This window comes from Pseudomonas sp. LBUM1653 (assembly GCF_059716115.1).
In genome coordinates this window covers 1,335,281-1,354,757 of the sequence record NZ_CP166803.1, presented here as the reverse complement: position 1 = coordinate 1,354,757, position 19,477 = coordinate 1,335,281, and the positions used below count along the sequence as shown (strand labels likewise).

The 19,477-nt window shown below is 59.7% G+C and carries 16 protein-coding genes, 2 tRNA genes and 1 pseudogene; 14 read left to right on the top strand and 5 right to left on the bottom strand.

Features of this window, described 5'->3' with window-relative positions; genetic code table 11:
- Window positions 1–92: 92 nt before the first annotated feature.
- Window positions 93–302, bottom strand: coding sequence for a hypothetical protein (locus tag ACA054_RS06070; protein ID WP_093225980.1), 210 nt, complete (start codon window positions 300–302; stop codon window positions 93–95).
- Window positions 303–409: 107 nt separating this feature from the next.
- Window positions 410–976 carry a dCTP deaminase gene (gene dcd / locus ACA054_RS06065; protein ID WP_007904652.1) on the bottom strand — a complete coding sequence of 189 codons (567 nt, stop codon included), beginning with the start codon at window positions 974–976 and terminating at the stop codon, window positions 410–412.
- Between the two features lie 353 nt (window positions 977–1,329).
- Between dcd and ACA054_RS06060 the strand changes: the two genes are divergently transcribed.
- Window positions 1,330–1,539, top strand: coding sequence for a cold-shock protein (locus ACA054_RS06060; RefSeq protein ID WP_002554837.1), 210 nt, complete (start codon window positions 1,330–1,332; stop codon window positions 1,537–1,539).
- 111 nt (window positions 1,540–1,650) lie between these two features.
- On the opposite strand, the gene ACA054_RS06055 is transcribed toward ACA054_RS06060, so the two are convergent.
- Window positions 1,651–2,658: a DUF481 domain-containing protein gene (locus ACA054_RS06055; RefSeq protein WP_497688595.1), complete on the bottom strand. Its 1,008-nt coding sequence runs from the start codon at window positions 2,656–2,658 to the stop codon at window positions 1,651–1,653.
- Between the two features lie 163 nt (window positions 2,659–2,821).
- Here ACA054_RS06055 and ACA054_RS06050 point away from each other — a divergent pair, with 163 nt between their 5' ends.
- The 4 genes from ACA054_RS06050 (at window position 2,822) to ACA054_RS06035 (ending at window position 7,608) form a co-directional block, all read left to right on the top strand.
- Window positions 2,822–3,175, top strand: a complete 354-nt coding sequence (locus tag ACA054_RS06050) for an MGMT family protein (protein ID WP_497688594.1) — start codon at window positions 2,822–2,824, stop codon at window positions 3,173–3,175.
- Window positions 3,176–3,219: 44 nt separating this feature from the next.
- Complete coding sequence (locus ACA054_RS06045) at window positions 3,220–4,779, top strand: AmpG family muropeptide MFS transporter (protein WP_497688593.1); 1,560 nt, start codon at window positions 3,220–3,222, stop codon at window positions 4,777–4,779.
- Window positions 4,780–4,921: 142 nt separating this feature from the next.
- Window positions 4,922–6,637: a proline--tRNA ligase gene (locus ACA054_RS06040; RefSeq protein WP_497688592.1), complete on the top strand. Its 1,716-nt coding sequence runs from the start codon at window positions 4,922–4,924 to the stop codon at window positions 6,635–6,637.
- A gap of 17 nt (window positions 6,638–6,654) precedes the next feature.
- Entirely contained in the window at window positions 6,655–7,608 is a 954-nt protein-coding gene (locus ACA054_RS06035; protein WP_110748752.1) for a hypothetical protein, read from the top strand.
- Between the two features lie 132 nt (window positions 7,609–7,740).
- Here the strand turns inward: ACA054_RS06035 and dinB are convergent, their stop codons facing one another.
- On the bottom strand, window positions 7,741–8,802 hold the full coding sequence (gene dinB, locus ACA054_RS06030; protein WP_497688591.1) for a DNA polymerase IV: 1,062 nt from the start codon (window positions 8,800–8,802) through the stop codon (window positions 7,741–7,743).
- 297 nt (window positions 8,803–9,099) lie between these two features.
- On the opposite strand from dinB, the gene ACA054_RS06025 reads away from it, so the two are divergent.
- From ACA054_RS06025 to ACA054_RS06005, 5 genes and pseudogenes are all read left to right on the top strand, one after another.
- Window positions 9,100–9,176, top strand: a tRNA-Met gene (locus ACA054_RS06025).
- 229 nt (window positions 9,177–9,405) lie between these two features.
- Window positions 9,406–9,482, top strand: a tRNA-Met gene (locus ACA054_RS06020).
- A 278-nt stretch (window positions 9,483–9,760) separates the two neighbouring features.
- Complete coding sequence (gene mprF, locus ACA054_RS06015; RefSeq protein ID WP_497688590.1) at window positions 9,761–12,403, top strand: bifunctional lysylphosphatidylglycerol flippase/synthetase MprF; 2,643 nt, start codon at window positions 9,761–9,763, stop codon at window positions 12,401–12,403.
- Window positions 12,403–13,698 (top strand): virulence factor family protein, encoded by a 1,296-nt coding sequence (locus tag ACA054_RS06010; protein ID WP_497688589.1) that lies wholly within the window; start codon window positions 12,403–12,405, stop codon window positions 13,696–13,698. The genes mprF and ACA054_RS06010 overlap by 1 nt, the downstream gene beginning before the upstream one ends.
- Window positions 13,699–13,782: 84 nt before the next feature.
- Window positions 13,783–13,869 (top strand): annotated as a pseudogene (locus tag ACA054_RS06005) (outer membrane lipoprotein carrier protein LolA); the annotation flags it as partial.
- 7 nt (window positions 13,870–13,876) lie between these two features.
- Here ACA054_RS06005 and ACA054_RS06000 read toward each other — a convergent pair.
- Window positions 13,877–15,778, bottom strand: coding sequence for a potassium transporter Kup (locus ACA054_RS06000; protein ID WP_497688588.1), 1,902 nt, complete (start codon window positions 15,776–15,778; stop codon window positions 13,877–13,879).
- Between the two features lie 290 nt (window positions 15,779–16,068).
- On the opposite strand from ACA054_RS06000, the gene rimO reads away from it, so the two are divergent.
- From rimO to ACA054_RS05980, 4 genes are all read left to right on the top strand, one after another.
- Window positions 16,069–17,406, top strand: coding sequence for a 30S ribosomal protein S12 methylthiotransferase RimO (gene rimO, locus ACA054_RS05995; protein WP_497688587.1), 1,338 nt, complete (start codon window positions 16,069–16,071; stop codon window positions 17,404–17,406).
- A gap of 112 nt (window positions 17,407–17,518) precedes the next feature.
- Entirely contained in the window at window positions 17,519–17,992 is a 474-nt protein-coding gene (locus tag ACA054_RS05990; RefSeq protein ID WP_497688586.1) for a GNAT family N-acetyltransferase, read from the top strand.
- 190 nt (window positions 17,993–18,182) lie between these two features.
- Complete coding sequence (locus tag ACA054_RS05985; RefSeq protein ID WP_497688585.1) at window positions 18,183–18,893, top strand: rRNA pseudouridine synthase; 711 nt, start codon at window positions 18,183–18,185, stop codon at window positions 18,891–18,893.
- A 76-nt stretch (window positions 18,894–18,969) separates the two neighbouring features.
- The gene (locus ACA054_RS05980; RefSeq protein WP_103394455.1) at window positions 18,970–19,440 is read left to right on the top strand and encodes a YehS family protein; all 471 of its coding nucleotides are present in this window, start codon (window positions 18,970–18,972) and stop codon (window positions 19,438–19,440) included.
- Window positions 19,441–19,477 lie beyond the last annotated feature (37 nt).

Sequence of the window (19,477 nt, the reverse complement as noted above, 5' to 3'; positions counted from 1 at the left end):
GCGATGGACGTGAGGGCAACGCGTTTTTCCAGGCAGACCTCGTCATCGTTAACGTCCGTCGCGAGCAGGCTCGCTCCCACAGGAAGGCGATCTCAGACCACCGGCGCGGGAGGCGGCTCGTCGGGCAGGGTCGGTTCACCGGGTTCGGTCGGTTGTTCGTTGGGGGTATCGGGATCAGGTTGGCCGGGGATGCCACCGGCCATGCTGACTGGCGGGTGTGCCAACAAGGACCAGGCCAAAACGCCAACCTGATTGGGCTCAAGCCTTGCCAGTTCGGCACTTATTCGTGGGTCGATCTTCATAAAGCACTCCTGGGCGATGGCCCGACCCGCCTTGCGCGAATCGGAACAGTACATTCCATAGAGTGTACGCTCGCCCAGGAATTCCCACGGTTCGTCAGACGGCTGACTCAGGTGCGTGGCAGGGTGACGCCACGCTGGCCCTGATACTTGCCGCCACGGTCCTTGTAGGAGACTTCGCACTCTTCGTCAGACTCGAGGAACAGCATCTGCGCCACGCCTTCGTTCGCGTAGATTTTCGCCGGCAGATTGGTGGTGTTGGAGAACTCCAGGGTCACGTGACCTTCCCACTCAGGCTCGAGCGGCGTGACGTTGACGATGATGCCGCAGCGCGCGTAAGTGCTTTTACCCAGGCAAATGGTCAATACATTACGCGGGATGCGGAAGTATTCGACGGTGCTGGCCAGGGCGAAAGAGTTCGGCGGAATGATGCACACGTCGCTGTGGATGTCGACGAAGCTGCCGGCATCGAAGTTTTTCGGGTCGACGATCGCCGAATTGATGTTGGTGAACACCTTGAAGTGATTGGTGCAACGCACATCGTAGCCGTAGCTGGACACGCCGTAGGAGATCACACGGCTATCGTCGCTGCCGCGCACCTGGCGCTCGACGAAAGGCTCGATCATGCCGTGTTCCTGCGCCATGCGGCGAATCCACTTGTCCGATTTGATGCTCATGGCGGGTGTCCTGAATAGCGAGGTCGAAAAATTCTGTCCGGCATCTTACCGGGCGCGCCGCCGGGTTCAAAGTCCGCGCTGCAATTCCCGCCGAACAGGCTGGATTTACTTGCGTTGGCGACGAAGCGTCACACCGTCGATCCTTAAAAGAGAGAAACCTTCGCAAGAAGGATTGGCACGTTCCGGAAAAAGGGTTAAGGTGGCGCCACTGTGCTGCTTGTGTCACTGAGAATCTCTACACGATATGTTGAATTTCGATCCAACCATCTACAAGAATTTTTCCTGCTCTTTGCACTCAGTCTCGGCCAGGGTTCTTCCTGAGTCGCAGTTATCTTTGTTCAAGGAGTTACACCATGTCTAATCGCCAAACCGGTACCGTTAAGTGGTTCAACGATGAAAAAGGCTTCGGCTTCATCACTCCACAATCCGGTGACGACCTGTTCGTTCACTTCAAAGCTATCCAATCCGACGGCTTCAAAAGCCTGAAAGAAGGCCAACAGGTTTCTTTCATCGCTACCCGCGGTCAGAAAGGCATGCAAGCTGAAGAAGTTCAAGTTATCTAACTTGTACTTGCTTTAGTAAAAAGCCCCGCCCTCAACAGCGGGGCTTTTTTGTGCCTGTGGGTTTTTGCCGGGCAAAAAAATCGCGACCCGAAAGTCGCGATTTTTTACGTCTTACCAGGTCACGCCAAATCCGGCCGTGTATCGGGTCTTGTCCAGGTCAGCATTGTCGGTCCCGTCGATAATGTCTCGCTCGGCCTTGAGATTCAGCGACGCCCAGTCAGTCACCTTGTAGCGTAAGCCCATCTCGGCATCCAGCGCATATTCGGCCACGCCGGACAGCGGCTTGCCCACCTCGCCATTGGTGAAGAACTCCACCTTCTTGCCAATCAGGTAACGGTTGTAGTCCCACTTCATCGCGACAGAGTAGAAGTTCTCCTTACTGCCATCGGCGAATTGATAGTCCGTGCGGTTGATTAGCGAACCGAGCGAGAACGCGCCCAATTCGTCATCCCAGAACTGATAACCGGGACCCGTACCGACCGTACGCTGGCGGGAGAGGTCTTCGACCTTGTCACGCTTGTACACCAGGCGACCTTGCCAGAACCATTTTTCCGTCAGGAAACGGTCGAGAGAGTATTCCGCTCGCCAATTGTCCGTGGTGGTCACGTCATCCTGATATTCGCGGTTGTACTCGCCTTCTGCGATGTGCCGCCAGCGGCCATGCCGCGCAGTGGTCTTGAAGTCGATGTCGTAATCATCGGTATCTTTCTCGGCACGCTGGTAATCGAGGGCGGCATCGATATTGCCCTTCCACACCAGATCCTCGACCACCGGCTTGGGCTTGAGAATTTGCTGGACGCTCGCCAGCTCTACAGTCTTGGGCCCGTCACCGTTTTCCAAGGTGACCTTGCCATCATCAGCCGCGTGCAGCGATTTGGCCTTCTCGCCGGTGTAGGCGTCCTGCTTGACCAGCAGTTGCTGATCACTTTCCAGGGTCTTGACCTGCTTCCAGTCGATCGGCACCGCTCCGGCGTACTCTGTCTGGACCAACAGTTTGCCACCGTCGAACAGGATGATCTTGCCGCTCAGCTTGTCACCGTTCTTCAACCAGACGGTATCCGCGAGCAAGGGAGTGGAGGCACTGATGACAGCGAGGCATAGCAAGGTTCTGGACAACATAAGCAAATACAGGCTCAGGTTCGCGAAAAAAAGTCGGCATTATCCGCATGAATAAGACCCTAGCAAGGACTGACCCAACTATTTCTACTGAGTTCAATTCTCAACCGACGATCCAGCATTTACTCTACAGACGGTACCGCGAACGACTTCAGGAACTGCGAACGTGATCGAGCCGACCGAACAACCCGAGAGTGCTGCGCAAATCCGACGCACGGCGCTCTACTTGACACTCGCGCAAGTACCCGAAGGTAAGGTCGTGAGTTATGGTCAACTCGCCGAACTGGCGGGACTGGGACGCGCGGCTCGCTGGGTCGGCAGGACACTGAGTCAACTGCCCGGCGACAGTAAATTGCCCTGGCACCGCGTACTCGGTGCCGGCGGGCGCCTGAGCCTGCCCGCAGGCAGTCCCTCCGGGGACGAACAGCGCGCGCGATTGCGCATGGAGGGCATCAGTATCCTGAACAATCGTGTTGATATTCAGCGCCATGGGTGGCGCCCGGTAGAGCACAGCGGTTAGAGTGCGCGCTTTGTTTCCGTATTTCTTGAGGCAGACTCCAGCCCATGCCCCGTAAAACCTGGCGCGCCGCGCTTGCTGCCTATGCCAGCCCTTCGACGCTCGTACTGTTATTGCTGGGTTTCGCCGCCGGCCTGCCCTACATGCTGGTGTTTTCGACGCTTTCAGTCTGGTTGCGTGAAGCCGGTGTGGCTCGCGAAACCATTGGTTACGCGAGCCTGATCGGCCTGGCGTATGCCTTCAAATGGGTCTGGTCCCCCCTGCTCGACCAATGGCGCCTGCCGTTGCTCGGCAAACTCGGCCGACGACGTTCCTGGCTGGTGTTGTCGCAAGCGCTGGTGATCCTTGGCTTGGTCGGGATGGGCTTTTGTGACCCGCAAAAGCATTTGTCCTGGCTGATCGCCATCGCGGTGGTCGTCGCCTTCGCCTCGGCGACGCAAGACATTGCAGTGGACGCCTACCGCCTGGAAATCGCAGATGACAGTCGCCAGGCGGCGCTGGCCGCCAGCTACATGTCCGGCTATCGCATAGCAGCACTGCTGGCCACAGCCGGCGCCCTGTTCTTCGCCGAGGGTTTCGGCTCCACGGGTTTCAACTACAAGCACTCGGCATGGGCCGGCACTTACCTGCTGTTCGGCGCCCTGATGGTTCCAGCGCTGCTCACCTCGTTCTTCATGCGTGAACCTGCGGTGCCTCTGCGCACGCAACTACAGGCCGGGCGCTACAGCTTCGTGCATCAACTGGCCTCGGTGTTTGTCCTGATCGTGCTGCTGGTGTCCGTGCCGGCCATGTTTACCCAGCTATACAACACCGACTTCGCCAGCGTGCTGTTCGAAGGCGAGAGCCTGCTCGACCTGTTGCTCGAAGACCGCGCATTCCTGCGCGCCATCCTCTACACCACGCTCACCGCCCTGTGCCTGTCGGCCATGGGCCGCCGTGGCCTGGCGCCGGTGCTGACGCCAGTCAACGACTTCATTCTGCGTTATCGCTGGCAAGCGCTGCTGCTGCTGGGGCTGATCGCCACTTACCGGATGTCCGATACGGTGATGGGCGTGATGGCCAACGTGTTCTACATCGACCAGGGTTTCACTAAGGATCAGATCGCCAGCGTCAGCAAAATCTTCGGCCTGATCATGACCCTGGTGGGCGCCGGCATGGGCGGCCTGCTGATCGTGCGCTTTGGCATCCTGCCGATCCTGTTCATTGGCGGCGTAGCGTCGGCGGGCACCAACATATTGTTCCTGTTGCTCGCCGACATGGGCGCCAACCTCAACATGCTGGTCCTCACCATTTCCCTGGACAATTTCAGTTCAGGCCTGGCGACCTCGGCATTCGTCGCCTACCTGTCAAGCCTGACCAACCTCAAATTCTCCGCCACCCAATACGCCCTGCTCAGCTCGATCATGCTCTTGCTGCCGCGCCTGATCGGCGGTTATTCGGGCGTCATGGTAGAGAAGTTCGGTTATCACAACTTCTTCCTGATCACCGCCCTGCTGGGTGTTCCGACGCTACTGCTGATCGCCTTGCACTGGTTCCAGGAGAACCGTCGCGCAGGTCCGACACCGACACCGGAACCGACTCCTACCCGGGTCGTGGAAGAATCGTAGGAAACACTTGCAGAAATCCTACAGAGGACGGAGTCAATCCCGTCCTCCTGCCACCGCACCGACCGCACGCCTGTACGACAGCGGAACTCGCCCGTACAATGCTCCGTCATTTCTCGTCATCAGCAATCGATAACGGCCAACCATGCGCACCAGTCAATTTTTGCTTGCCACACAGAAAGAAACGCCTTCCGACGCGGTCGTGATCAGCCATCAGCTGATGCTGCGCGCCGGCATGATCCGCAAACTCGCCTCGGGCCTGTACACCTGGCTGCCGATGGGCTTGCGAGTGATGCGCAAGGTCGAAGCCGTCGTTCGCGAAGAAATGAACGCCGCCGGCTCGCTCGAAGTGTTGATGCCGAGCACTCAACCGGCTGAGTTGTGGCAGGAATCCGGGCGCTGGGAAGAGTACGGCCCTGAATTGCTGCGCTTCAAGGATCGCCACGGTCGCGATTTCTGCGCCGGCCCGACCCACGAAGAAGTCATCACTGACCTGATGCGCAACGAGTTGAGCAGCTACAAGCAGCTGCCGATCAACCTGTACCAGATCCAGACCAAATTCCGCGATGAGATCCGTCCACGCTTCGGTTTGATGCGCGGCCGCGAATTCATCATGAAGGACGCCTACTCGTTCCACGCTGACCAGCCATCGCTGCAGGTCACGTACGACCGCATGCACCAGGCGTACTGCAACGTGTTCACTCGACTGGGTCTGAAGTTCCGCCCGGTTGAAGCCGACAACGGCTCCATCGGCGGCGCCGGCTCCCACGAGTTCCACGTACTGGCCGAGTCCGGCGAAGACGATATCGTTTTCAGCAACGGTTCCGACTACGCGGCGAACATCGAGAAGGCCGAAGCCGTGCCACGCGAAACCTCGCGCCCGGCACCGGCAGAAGAGCTACGCCTGGTCGACACGCCAGATACCAAGACCATCGCCGCGCTGGTGGAAAAATTCAATCTGCCGATTGAAAAGACCATCAAGACCCTGATCGTTCGCGCCGAGGAAGAAGGCAAGTTGATTGCCCTGATCATCCGTGGCGACCACGAACTCAACGAGATCAAGGCTGCGAACCAGCCAGGCGTGGCCAGTCCGCTGGTCATGGCCAGCGATGCCGAACTGCGTGACGCCATTGGCGCCGGCGCCGGCTCCCTGGGCCCGTTGAACCTGCCCCTGCCAATCATCATCGACCGCTCCGTCGAACTGATGAGCGACTTCGGCATCGGTGCAAACCTCGATGACAAGCACTACTTCGGCGTGAACTGGGAACGCGACCTGCCGGTGCCGACCGTGGCCGACCTGCGCAACGTTGTCAGCGGCGACCCAAGCCCGGATGGCAAGGGCACCCTGGAAATCAAGCGCGGCATCGAAGTCGGGCACATCTTCCAGCTGGGCAACAAGTACAGCAAGGCGATGAAGTGCGAAGTGCTAGGCGAGAACGGCAAGCCGGTCACCCTGGAAATGGGCTGCTACGGCATCGGCGTCTCCCGTGTGGTTGCGGCCGCCATCGAGCAGAACAACGACGACAAAGGCATCATCTGGAGCGACACCCTGGCGCCCTTCCAGGTTGCCCTGGTGCCACTGCGCTACGAAACCGAACTGGTTCGCGAAGCCACCGACAAGCTGTATGCAGAACTGACTGCTGCAGGCTTTGAAGTGCTGCTGGACGACCGCGACAAGAAAACCAGCCCGGGCATCAAGTTCGCGGACATGGAGCTGATCGGCATTCCTCACCGGATCGTGGTCAGTGACCGCGGCCTTGCCGAAGGCAACCTGGAATACAAGAGCCGTTCCGAGGCCGAGCCGCAAGCGCTGCCGGTCGCCGATGTGCTGCCTTTCCTTCAGGCCCGTATCCGCCGCTGAAACCAGATAGAGACGTCATGTTCAAGCGAAACACCTTAGGCCTCGGTGGTGCCGCCCTGTGCGGCACCCTGCTGGTCAGCGGCTGTGCCAATCACATGTCACAACGCAGCGAGCACGAGGAACGTATCGAGCGCAAACTGCTTGATCACAGCCTTCAGATCGATGTGGGTGAGCCCAAGGTGCTTGAGCTGCCTCAACGCCGGGTGAAAATCCACGAGCAGAAGACTTTCGAAGTCACCGAGTTCGAGGTCACCCGCCATTACGATCGCTACACGCCGTACCAACCCTGGCGGGAGGTCTACGAGATCCCGCTGGGTGCGGTCGCGGTGGTGGCCGGGGTCGGCGCCAATGTGGCCAACGTGTTTGCCTTGGGCAATCTGCCAGACAGCATGACCAGGGACTGGTTCAGCTACGGCTTCGCCGGGCTCAACCCGTTCATGAACGTGCAGTCCCATGGACGCGCACAGCAGAACCTGGCCGGCATCGACGAAGTCCAGCTCGACAAGCGCACGGAGTACTCGAGCCTGCCCTGGAGCGAGCGCCCGGTGGAAGTCAAGGCCGGCAAGGAAACCTTCGAGCTGAGCACCGACAAGAACGGCGTCTTGCGCCTGAATCTGTTGGACAGCCCGTTCGCCGAACATGACCTCAATCACCTGAGCAAGCTGCAGATCAACGTCCAGGACGCCAAGGACGATGTGCACAGCGATTCGTCGCTGGCACTGAGCAGCACTTTGCGCGGCAAGTTGCTCGAAGCCCATGGGTTGATTTACGACGATCTTGAAGACGACGAAGTGAGCCAGTGGGTTCACCGGGTCAAGCGCCTGTCGGAACTGGGCCTGGAAGAAGAAGCCACCGAGCTGGAACAGAGTCTGATCGAACTGACTCGCAACGACCCGGAGCTGCAGACCGAATTCCTAAAGTCCTTGACCAAGGATGCCGGGCGACTGGTGGCGGATCCGGGACCCAACTAAAAGCAAAGCTTCGCGAGCAGGCTCGCTCCCACAGGGAATTTGCGGCGATCACCGATCTGAGCAGATGCATTGTGGGAGCGAGCCTGCTCGCGAAGACAGCCTGACATTCACTACAGAATCAAAATTTACCCCTTACCGCTCAAACAACTCCATCTGCTCAAACCCACCCCGCAAATCCTCCAGCCTCACCCCCACGCCCAACAACCGCACCGGTTTACCGCCACGGTTGAACGCCTGTGTCAGCAACAACTGATAACTGCCCAGATCCCGCCCCGCACCCGCCTGCTCCAGCGTGGTCTGGGTGAAATCATGGAACTTCACTTTGACGAAGGGTTTGCCCGGCCGATAGCTGCTGTCGATTCGCGCCATGCGCGATGCGAGGGTTTCCAGCAGTTCCGGCAACTTGTCCAGGCAACTGCGCAGGTCCGGCAAGTCGACGTCGTAGGTATTTTCGACACTGATGGACTGGCGGCGACTGTCGTTATGCACCAGGCGGTCATCGATCCCACGGGCCAGGCTCCAGAGTCGCTCGCCAAAACTGCCGAATTCGCGCACCAGCGCCAACTTGTTCCACTCACGCAGCTGTGAGCAGTCGACGATGCCAAGCTTGCCCAGCCTGTCGGCGGTGACTTTACCGACCCCGTGCAGCTTGCTCACCGGCAAGCCACTGACAAACGCCTCGACCTGATCCGGGGGGATGACAAACAACCCGTTGGGTTTTTTCCAGTCGCTGGCAACCTTGGCCAGGAACTTGTTGGGTGCCACCCCGGCGGAGACGGTGATATGCAGTTGATTGGAGACGCGCCGGCGAATGTCCTGAGCAATTCGCGTCGCACTGCCGCCAAAATGCGCACAGTCCGACACATCAAGGTAAGCCTCATCCAGGGAAAGCGGCTCGATGATCTCGGTGTAATCGCGAAAGATCGTGTGAATTTCCCTGGACGCCTCTCTATAGGCTTCCATGCGCGGCTTGACGATCGTCAGGTCCGGGCACAGCTTTAATGCGTGCCCCGAGGACATGGCTGAGCGCACGCCATAGGCCCGGGCTTCATAATTGCAGGTGGCGATCACCCCGCGTCGGTCCGCCGACCCGCCTACCGCCAGGGGTTTTCCAGCCAGGCGCGGGTCGTCCCGCATCTCGATGGCGGCGTAGAAACAATCACAATCGACGTGGATGATTTTTCGCTGGGTCATTTCAACGCGGTGTTCATGGTGTAGAAATAGCGTCACGCGATGTAGGAAAAACAGTATCTCACTGACAACTGTATATAGCACCAGTACCTTGATTGATCTTTTTCACTGGTACGAACCTGCGGTAAATTTATTTTCTCAATCGAAAAGTTCTCTCCAATAGAGCCGCAGGCCTTGCCGTACCTGCCTCTCAGGCCACCCGAGTGGCGCAATTTGCAGCTAAGCGATTGAACCGGAACAGGTTTTATCAAAATTGCAGGTTGACACCCCCGCGTATTTCTATAGAATTGCCAACACAGACGCGGGATGGAGCAGTCTGGTAGCTCGTCGGGCTCATAACCCGAAGGTCGTCGGTTCAAATCCGGCTCCCGCAACCAAACATCAAAAAAGGCTACTCGAAAGAGTGGCCTTTTTTGTGCGCGTCAGTTTTGTCATCAGCATGCCCACTCCTCGATTGACCAGCAGCACGCCGCAATGAGAAATCGTTGTGATTCCGAAACTTATGCCCCTCCTCCCACTGTTTTGCGATTTCTCACATTTATTTGACCCAGTTCGGGATTAACGGTTGACACCCCGGCGATTCTCTATAGAATGCCGCCACACAGACGCGGGATGGAGCAGTCTGGTAGCTCGTCGGGCTCATAACCCGAAGGTCGTCGGTTCAAATCCGGCTCCCGCAACCAAACATCAAAAAAGGCTACTCGAAAGAGTGGCCTTTTTTGTATCTGTAGAAAAAGTCCTTTCGCAACAATGATCTGTCACTGTGTGGTGAGCCTTGCGGGGTCACCGATGCGCTGAGTTCCGACTATGCTCAATCGCACATTGCACTCTCTACGACTGAAGACGAACTGTCACCGGGGCTCGGTGCCAGGCGTTAATATTCGTGATTATTTTTTTCTACAGGGATTGGTAACTTGGCTGGATACCCCCATCCTGTCGCGCACAATCCAAGAGGTGATTGATGCGCGCCAACTCGTCTGATCCACAAGACACCGTCACAGCGACACAACCGATCAAGGCGCAACGGTTGCGCTTGCTTGATCTAATCAGCAAGTACCGCCAACCCATTGGTCTGGTGGTCACCCTGTTGCTGTTCACCATTGCGCTAATTGCCTGCCGTCACTTGTTGAGCGAACTCGACCTGGACGCTTTGCACGACTCGATCCTCGACGTACCGCAACCGGCACTGCTGGGTGCGCTGGGCGCTACCGTCGCAGGCTTCATCATTTTGCTGGGTTACGAATGGTCGGCCAGCCGCTACGCTGGCGTGAGCCTGGCACCGCGAACCCTGGCACTGGGCGGCTTTACCGCCTTCGCCATCGGCAATGCCATTGGTCTTTCGATGCTGTCCGGCGGCTCGGTTCGCTACCGCCTGTATGCCCGCCATGGCCTGGGGGCCACTGAAGTCGCGCGCATGACGCTGTTCGCCAGCCTCTCGCTCGGCTGCGCCCTGCCACCGCTCGCCGCGCTGGCGACACTCAGCGACCTGCCCGACGCCTCCGCCGCCCTGGGGCTTTCGCAAGTCTTGCTGGGCAGCATCGCGACAGCTGTGTTGTTGCTGTTTGCGGTACTGGCCATCGGCATCTACCGCCGTCGCCTGCCGGAACAACCCTTCGCCGACAACCTGCTGGTCAAGATCGGCCGCCGCACCTTGCGCCTGCCTGGGCGCCGCCTGACCTTTCTGCAACTGATCATTACCGCGCTGGATGTGGCCGCCGCCGCCACCGTGCTCTATTTGTTGTTGCCGGAAGCACCGCCGTTCGGCGCGTTTCTTCTGGTTTATCTGCTGGCACTGGCCGCTGGCGTGCTCAGCCATGTGCCGGGTGGGGTCGGCGTGTTCGAGGCGATCCTGCTCGCGGCCTTCTCCGACAAACTGGGCGCGGCACCACTGGCCGCCGCCCTGCTGCTCTATCGCTTGATCTATGTGGTGCTGCCGATGCTGGTGGCCTGCCTGTTCCTGCTGATCAGCGAAGGTCAGCGCTTGTTTCAGACGCGCCAGACCCTGCGTGCCGCCTCCGGCCTGGCCGCGCCTATATTGGCGGTGCTGGTGTTCCTGTCCGGCGTGGTATTGCTGTTTTCCGGCGCGACCCCGGAAATCGATACGCGCCTTGAACATATCGGCTTTCTGATCCCGCACCGCCTGGTCGACGCCTCGCACTTTGGCGCCAGCCTGATCGGCGTGTTGTGCCTGTTGCTGGCCCAAGGCCTGCGTCGTCGACTGTCGGCCGCCTGGATGCTGACCACCATTCTGCTGCTGGTCGGCGCCCTGCTCTCCCTGCTCAAGGGTTTCGACTGGGAAGAAGCCACTCTGATGGTGCTGACGGCGAGCCTGCTGGGGGTTTTCCGGAGTTCGTTCTATCGCCCCAGCCGCCTGACCGAGCTGCCGTTCTCGCCCCTGTATCTGGTGGCCAGCCTGTGCGTACTCGGCGCCTCGATGTGGCTGCTGTTGTTCGCTTACCAGGATGTGCCGTACAGCCACCAACTCTGGTGGCAGTTCACCCTCGATGCCGATGCCCCGCGTGGCTTGCGCTCGCTGCTCGGCGCGGCGGTCCTGCTGGTGGTGGTGTCCCTGACATGGTTGCTACGCACCGCTCGCCCGGTCATCCACCTGCCGACAGCCGATGAGCTGGAGCGCGCGAGCAAGATCCTCATGGCGTCTGCCCAACCGGATGGCGGCCTGGCCCTGACCGGCGACAAGGCGCTACTGTTCCACCCCAACGATGAGGCGTTCCTGATGTACGCCCGCCGCGGCCGCAGCCTCGTGGCGCTGTATGACCCGATCGGTCCGGGCCAGCAACGGGCGGAAATGATCTGGCAGTTTCGCGACCTGTGCGACATCCATCACGCCCGCCCCGTGTTCTATCAAGTGCGCGCCGAGAACCTGCCGTACTACATGGACATCGGCCTGACCGCGATCAAGCTGGGCGAAGAAGCCAGGGTCGACCTCAAGCGCTTTGACCTCGAGGCCAAGGGCAAGGAGATGAAGGACCTGCGCTACACCTGGAACCGTGGCACCCGCGATGGCCTGTCGCTGGAAATCCATGAGCCGGGCCAGGCGCCAATGGATGAGCTCAAGGTGATTTCCGATGCCTGGCTGACCGGTAAGAACGTGCGCGAGAAAGGCTTCTCCCTCGGCCGCTTCAGCGACGATTACCTCAAGCACTTCCGCATTGCAGTGATCCGTTTCGAAGGACGCCCGGTAGCGTTCGCCAACCTGCTCGAGACCTACGGCCATGACCTGGCCAGTCTCGACCTGATGCGTGCGCACCCCGAGGCCTCCAAGCTGACCATGGAGTTCATGATGGTCGGCCTGATCCAACATTATAAGAGTCACGGATACGCGCGCTTCAGCCTGGGCATGGTGCCGTTGTCGGGGCTGCAACCCCGTCGCGGTGCACCCTTGACCCAGCGCCTGGGCTCGATGGTATTCCGCCGTGGTGAGCAGCTCTACAACTTCCAAGGCTTGCGCCGCTTCAAAGACAAGTTCCAGCCTGACTGGGAACCCCGTTATATGGCCGTGCCCGCCGGACTCGATCCGCTGGTTGCCTTGGCCGACACTGCCGCCCTGATCGCGGGCGGCTTGACTGGATTGGTGAAACGCTGATGATTCAACGCTCCCTGCGCTATGTCCTGGGCACCCTGGTAGTGGTTGCCCTGATTCTCGGTGGTGGCTATTGGTACCTCAAACGCCCGGCACCGGAACCGACCCTCGATCTGCTGACCCCAACCGATGGCGCGGCGATGACCCGCGTTATCCCCGGCACCACGCCAAAGGCCCAGGTGCTAGTGGCGGTCAATGAAGAACAGAAACTCAGCGACAAACAATTGCTGACCCTGAGCCGTAGCGGCTCGGCGCAGATTGTCCAAGTGATCCTGCCCAAGGACTGCCTGCTGCAAAGCCGCGCCTTGCAGTCGGGCCTGCGGGAACTGAAAGGCCCGGCCACTTTGGTCAGCGGCATCGGCCCGGGCGCAGTGCTGGCCTGGCGCTGGCTGTCCGAACAGAAGAACGACAAGGCCCAGGCCGTTTCAGTGGACCTGGCTCTGGAAAAACCCGGCTGCACCCACCTGCTGCCGAAAAGCTCCGCCCACGGCCACTGGCTGGTGGCGTGGAACGACAACCCGGACGACACCAGCGCCGGCTTCGTGCGTGACCAGCCCAACGCCGAAACCAGCATCAGCGACTACGACATCAACCTGCCACAAGTGCTGAACAACGAACTGCGCAAACTGCTGGTCGGTGGCGACAAGGACGCCGGCGGCTTGCAGATTCCAGTGGTTGAAGTACCCGCCGGCCAGGCCAGGGATACGGTGACCCTGTTCCTGTCGGGTGATGGCGGCTGGCGCGACCTCGACCGCGACGTGGCAGGCGAGATGGCCAAGATCGGCTACCCGGTGGTCGGCATCGACACCCTGCGTTACTACTGGCAGCACAAGAGCCCCGAGCAAAGCGCCCTGGACCTCGCCGAGCTGATGCAGCATTACCGGCAGAAATGGGGCACCAAGCGCTTCATCCTGACCGGCTACTCGTTCGGCGCCGATGTGCTGCCAGCGATCTACAACCGCCTGGCAGAGTCCGAGCAGCAGCGCGTCGACGCCATTATCCTGCTGGCCTTCGCCCGCACCGGCAGCTTCGAAATTGAAGTCGAAGGCTGGCTCGGCAACGCTGGCAAAGAAGCCGCCACCGGCCCGGAAATGGCCAAGCTGCCCGCCGCGAAAGTGGTGTGCATCTACGGTGAAGAAGAAGTCGACGAAAGCGGCTGCACCGACAAGAGCGCGGTGGGCGAAGCCATCAAGTTGCCTGGCGGTCACCACTTCGACGAGAACTACCCGGCCCTGGCACAGCGGTTGGTGGATGTGATCCAGAAGCGGCAAGTGCAGGAAACTGAAGCTCAGGAATGATCTGAGCCTCACAAAAAAGCCCCCGCTGCCGCAAGGCTCCGGGGGCTTTTTCATTCAACACCACAACCCCCTGTAGGAGCGAGCATGCTCGCGATGGTCGTCAACGATAACGCTGGCTGTCTGAACGCCCGCGGTGCACTCAGGTTTTTCGCGAGCAGGCTCGCTCCTACAGGAGGGGTCACATCTCCACCTGCGTCCCCAGTTCAATCACCCGATTCAGCGGCAGATTGAAGAAGCGCAAATTGCCGTTGGCGTTCTGCAACATGAACGCGAACAACGCCTCGCGCCAACGGGCCATGCCTTCGAGCTTGGAGGCGATGACTGTCTCGCGGCTGAGGAAGTAGGTGGTGCGCATCGGGCTGAAGTCCAGCTCATCGAGATGACACAGTTTCAGCGCCTTCGGTACGTCCGGCTCGTCGGTGAAACCGAAATGCAGGATCACCCGGAAGAAGCCTTCGCCGTAGGATTCGACCTCGAAGCGCCGGCTCGACGGCACTCGCGGGATGTCTTCATAGACCACCGTCAGCAGCACCACCTGCTCGTGCAACACCTGGTTATGCAGCAGGTTGTGCAACAGCGCGTGGGGCACGGCGTCCGGTCGCGCGGTGAGGAACACTGCCGTGCCCTGCACGCGATGCGGCGGTTGCACGGCGATGCTGCTGATGAAAATCTCCAGCGGCAGGCCACCCTCGTCGATACGCTCCACCAGCAACTGCTTGCCGCGTTTCCAGGTGGTCATCAACACAAACAGCGCGAAACCGGCAATTACCGGAAATGCCCCGCCTTGAACGATTTTCGGCACGTTGGCGGCGAAATACAGACCATCGACCAACAGGAAGCCGAGCAACAACGGTACCGCCAAGATGGGTGGCCACTTCCACAACAGCAAGATCACTGCCGACACAAGAATGGTGGTCATCAGCATCGTGCCAGTCACAGCCACACCATAAGCCGAAGCCAGGGCACCGGAGGATTCGAAACCGATCACCAGCAGAATGACGCCGACCATCAACGCCCAGTTCACCGCCCCAATGTAGATCTGGCCTTGCTCTGCACTGGAAGTGTGCTGAATATGCATGCGCGGAATGTACCCGAGCTGGATCGCCTGACGGGTCAGGGAGAACGCGCCGGAAATCACCGCCTGGGAGGCAATCACCGTGGCCAGGGTCGAAAGTCCGACCAACGGAATCAATGCCCAGTTCGGCGCCAGCAGATAAAACGGGTTGCGCGCGGCTTCCGGATCGCCCAGCAGCAGCGCCCCCTGGCCGAAGTAATTGAGCACCAGCGCCGGCAGCACCAGGATGAACCAGGCACGGGCAATCGGCTTGCGGCCGAAATGGCCCATGTCGGCATACAGCGCTTCGGCACCGGTCAGTGCCAGCACTACCGCGCCAAGGATCGCCACGCCCATGCCCGGGTGCACGACGAAGAAACGTACGCCCCACGCCGGGTTCATCGCCTGCAACACTTCTGGGTGCTGGATGATCCCATAGACACCCAATGCCCCCAGCACTACAAACCAGGTGACCATGATCGGCCCGAACAGAATGCCGATTCGCGCGGTGCCGTGACGTTGAATCAGGAACAACGCCACCAGCACGATCACCGACAGCGGCACTACCCAATGGTCGATGCCGTCGAATGCCAGCCCCAGGCCTTCAATGGCCGACAGTACGGAAATCGCCGGGGTGATCATGCTGTCACCATAAAACAGCGCTGCACCGATCAGTCCGCAGACCACCAGCAGCGTGCGCAATTTCGCATGCCCTGCCGCCGCCCGCCGAGCCAGCGCGGTCAAGGCCATGATCCCGCCTTCGCCCTGGTTGTCGGCGCGCAGGACAAACATCATGTACTTGATCGACACGACCCAGATCAGCGACCAGAAGATCAGTGCCAGAATACCCAGCACGCCGTCATGGTTGACCGGTACTCCATAGCCGCCGGAGAACACTTCTTTGAGGGTGTACAGCGGGCTCGTGCCGATATCGCCGTAAACCACCCCGACCGCCGCGACCAGCATGCCGATCGGCTTGGCCGCCGAATGACTGGCACCCTCAGCCTGACTACTTGCCTGACCCATCCACCACTCCTACTACCCAGACCCGGGCTTCTATGAAGAAGCACTATGCTTTGTCATGCAGCATGCGCTGTTTTACTTGCTGTTACAGACGTTTTGTTGACTGTAAAAAATCGGTAAAGCCCATCGGCGCGAAGCATAGCGCAGCACTCGTCGTATTTCCCTGCATAAAGCTGGTCAAGTGAGCGTCTCATCGCTAGAATTGCGCACTTTTTGATCAGAGACGCAAAAAAGCGTCCGTTTGTCGCCTTGCCCGTTTGCGGCTGGAGGCGTCACAAATACCGAGGTTAGACATGTCCACCACTCCTGCGCCGGCCAATCCAAAGGTTGGCTTCGTATCCCTGGGTTGCCCCAAAGCACTGGTCGACTCCGAGCGCATCCTTACCCAGCTGCGCATGGAAGGTTACGACGTTGTGTCCACCTACCAGGACGCCGACGTCGTGGTGGTCAACACCTGCGGTTTCATCGATTCGGCCAAGGCTGAATCGCTGGAAGTGATCGGCGAAGCCATCAAGGAAAACGGCAAGGTCATCGTGACCGGCTGCATGGGCGTCGAAGAAGGCAACATCCGCAACGTTCATCCGAGCGTGCTGGCCGTTACCGGTCCGCAGCAGTACGAGCAAGTGGTCAACGCCGTGCACGCAGTCGTGCCGCCACGCCAGGACCACAACCCGCTGATCGACCTGGTGCCGCCACAAGGGATCAAACTGACCCCGCGCCACTATGCCTACCTGAAGATTTCCGAAGGCTGCAACCACAGCTGCAGCTTCTGCATCATCCCGTCGATGCGCGGCAAGCTGGTCAGCCGTCCGGTCGGTGACGTTCTCGACGAGGCCCAGCGCCTGGTCAAGTCCGGCGTCAAGGAACTGCTGGTAATCTCCCAGGACACCAGCGCCTATGGCGTCGACGTGAAATACCGCACCGGTTTCTGGAACGGCGCGCCGGTGAAAACCCGCATGACCGAGCTCTGCGAAGCCCTGAGCACCCTCGGTGTCTGGGTGCGCCTGCACTACGTCTACCCGTACCCGCACGTTGACGAGCTGATCCCGCTGATGGCCGCCGGCAAGATCCTGCCGTACCTGGACATCCCGTTCCAGCACGCCAGCCCGAAAGTGCTGAAGTCGATGAAACGCCCGGCGTTCGAAGACAAGACCCTGGCGCGGATCAAGAACTGGCGCGAAATCTGCCCGGACCTGATCATCCGTTCGACTTTCATCGTCGGCTTCCCCGGCGAGACCGAAGAAGACTTCCAGTACCTGTTGAACTGGCTGACCGAAGCCCAGCTCGACCGCGTCGGCTGCTTCCAGTACTCGCCGGTTGAAGGCGCACCTGCCAATGATCTGGATCTGGAAGTCGTGCCGGACGACGTCAAGCAGGACCGTTGGGAGCGCTTCATGGCGCACCAGCAGGCCATCAGCTCGGCGCGCCTGCAATTGCGCGTTGGCCGTGAGATCGAAGTGCTGGTCGATGAAGTCGACGAGCAAGGCGCGGTCGGCCGCTGCTTCTTCGATGCCCCGGAAATCGACGGCAACGTGTTCATCGACAACGGCAGCAACTTGAAACCGGGCGACAAAGTCTGGTGCAAAGTGACCGACGCCGACGAATACGACCTGTGGGCTGAACAGATCTAATCGCAAAAAATATGAAAAGCCCCGCTCTCTTGACGAGATGCGGGGCTTTTTTACGGCTATCGTTTGGTTAGGAACGGATTCTCATCTCCAATAACCCAAGGGGCAGGCTGGCATGCGCCAACATTCGGTCATTCACACACCGAAACAAAGCGACTACGAAGAATTGACCAGGGTCTGGGAGGCCTCGGTCCGCGCCACCCACGATTTTCTGCCGGACAGCTATATCGAACTGTTGAAGAACCTGGTGCTGACCCGCTATCTCGACGCGGTGATGCTGATCTGCACCAAAGACCCGCAGCAGCGCATCACCGGATTCGCCGGTGTCGCGGCGGGCAAGATCGAGATGCTCTTCATCGACCCTGCGCATCGCGGCCAGGGCCTTGGCAAACGGTTACTGCGCTATGCCATGGAAAATCTCAACGCCGATGAACTGGACGTCAACGAACAGAATCCGCAAGCCCTGGGGTTTTACTTCAAACAGGGGTTTGAGGTGGTCGGTCGTTCGGAGGTCGATGGGATGGGGCAGCCGTATCCGCTATTGCACATGCGTTTGCGTCAGGCTCAGCAATTGACGCGTAATGGCTGATACACCATGAAACCACTGTGGGAGCGAGCCTGCTCGCGAAAGCGATTTATCAGTCAACCTTGATGTTGAGCCTGATGGCCATTTCGCGAGCAGGCTCGCTCCCACAAAAAGCCCCTGCGGCAAAATGGTTCCGGGATTAACCGGCGCCAGGCAGGTACAATGCCCACCCCTTTTTTGTTACGGCCCTGTCATGACTGACCCGATTCGACTCTCCAAACGCCTCATCGAACTCGTCGGCTGTTCCCGTCGGGAGGCTGAGCTGTTCATCGAGGGCGGCTGGGTCACCGTCGACGGCGAAGTCGTCGACGAGCCGCAGTTCAAGGTCGGCAGCCAAAAAGTCGAGCTCGATCCAGAGGCCAAGGCCACGGCGCCAGAGCCGGTAACCATCCTGTTCAATGTGCCCGCCGGCATGGACGCGGATACCGCCATGGCGACCATCAGCGCCGAAACCCTGAGCGAAGAGCACCGCTACGGCAAACGTCCGCTCAAGGGCCACTTCCAGCGCCTGACCGCCAGCACCGACCTGCAGGCCAATGCCAGCGGTTTGCTGGTGTTCACCCAGGACTGGAAGATCCTGCGCAAGCTCACGGCCGACTCCAACAAGATCGAGCAGGAATACGTGGTCGAGGTCGAAGGCGACATGGTTGAGCATGGCCTTAACCGCTTGCAACACGGCCTGACCTACAAGGGCAAGGAACTGCCGCCGGTCAAGGCCAGCTGGCAGAACGAAAACCGCCTGCGCTTCGCCATGAAGAACCCGCAACCGGGCGTACTCGCCCTGTTCTGCCAGGCCGTCGGCCTGAAGGTCGTGGCCATCCGTCGCATCCGCATCGGCGGCGTGTCCATCGGCAAAGTGCCCGTGGGGCAATGGCGCTACCTGTCCGGCAAAGAGAAGTTCTAAGGCTTCTGACGCCGCCACACATTTTGGTGCCGCAGCTTTATGCGGCGCCCACTGCTGAATATCAGGACTGCACACCATGATTCACAATGACGTACTGCGCAGCGTGCGCTACATGCTCGACATCAGCGACAAGAAAGTCATCGAGATCATCAAGCTCGGCGGCATGGACGTGACCTTGGCCGACCTGTTGACCTACCTCGACAAGAAAGAAGAAGACGAAGAGGGTTTCGTACGTTGCCCGGACGAGGTCATGGCGCACTTCCTCGACGGCCTGGTGATCTTCAAGCGCGGCAAGGACGAAAGCCGCCCACCTCAGCCCATCGAAGTACCGGTGACCAACAACATCATCCTGAAAAAGCTGCGCGTGGCCTTCGAGCTGAAAGAAGACGACATGCATGCGATCCTCAAGGCCGCCGAATTCCCGGTATCCAAGCCTGAGCTGAGCGCACTGTTCCGCAAGTTCGGCCACACCAACTACCGCCCGTGCGGCGACCAGTTGCTGCGCAACTTCCTCAAGGGCCTGACCCTGCGCGTTCGCCCGCAATAACATGCGAGGCGGATCTACCCTGTAGGAGCTGCCGAAG

What these genes read in the sequence shown, in the direction of transcription:
- dinB (WP_497688591.1), bottom strand. Translation starts at nt 8,802, where the DNA reads ATGACCCAGCGAAAAATCATCCACGTCGATTGTGATTGTTTCTACGCC.
- ACA054_RS06055 (WP_497688595.1), bottom strand. Translation starts at nt 2,658, where the DNA reads ATGTTGTCCAGAACCTTGCTATGCCTCGCTGTCATCAGTGCCTCCACT.
- ACA054_RS06035 (WP_110748752.1), top strand. Translation starts at nt 6,655, where the DNA reads ATGTTCAAGCGAAACACCTTAGGCCTCGGTGGTGCCGCCCTGTGCGGC.
- ACA054_RS06040 (WP_497688592.1), top strand. Translation starts at nt 4,922, where the DNA reads ATGCGCACCAGTCAATTTTTGCTTGCCACACAGAAAGAAACGCCTTCC.
- ACA054_RS05980 (WP_103394455.1), top strand. Translation starts at nt 18,970, where the DNA reads ATGATTCACAATGACGTACTGCGCAGCGTGCGCTACATGCTCGACATC.
- rimO (WP_497688587.1), top strand. Translation starts at nt 16,069, where the DNA reads ATGTCCACCACTCCTGCGCCGGCCAATCCAAAGGTTGGCTTCGTATCC.
- dcd (WP_007904652.1), bottom strand. Translation starts at nt 976, where the DNA reads ATGAGCATCAAATCGGACAAGTGGATTCGCCGCATGGCGCAGGAACAC.
- ACA054_RS06000 (WP_497688588.1), bottom strand. Translation starts at nt 15,778, where the DNA reads ATGGGTCAGGCAAGTAGTCAGGCTGAGGGTGCCAGTCATTCGGCGGCC.
- ACA054_RS06045 (WP_497688593.1), top strand. Translation starts at nt 3,220, where the DNA reads ATGCCCCGTAAAACCTGGCGCGCCGCGCTTGCTGCCTATGCCAGCCCT.
- ACA054_RS06070 (WP_093225980.1), bottom strand. Translation starts at nt 302, where the DNA reads ATGAAGATCGACCCACGAATAAGTGCCGAACTGGCAAGGCTTGAGCCC.
- ACA054_RS06010 (WP_497688589.1), top strand. Translation starts at nt 12,403, where the DNA reads ATGATTCAACGCTCCCTGCGCTATGTCCTGGGCACCCTGGTAGTGGTT.
- ACA054_RS06060 (WP_002554837.1), top strand. Translation starts at nt 1,330, where the DNA reads ATGTCTAATCGCCAAACCGGTACCGTTAAGTGGTTCAACGATGAAAAA.
- mprF (WP_497688590.1), top strand. Translation starts at nt 9,761, where the DNA reads ATGCGCGCCAACTCGTCTGATCCACAAGACACCGTCACAGCGACACAA.
- ACA054_RS05985 (WP_497688585.1), top strand. Translation starts at nt 18,183, where the DNA reads ATGACTGACCCGATTCGACTCTCCAAACGCCTCATCGAACTCGTCGGC.
- ACA054_RS05990 (WP_497688586.1), top strand. Translation starts at nt 17,519, where the DNA reads ATGCGCCAACATTCGGTCATTCACACACCGAAACAAAGCGACTACGAA.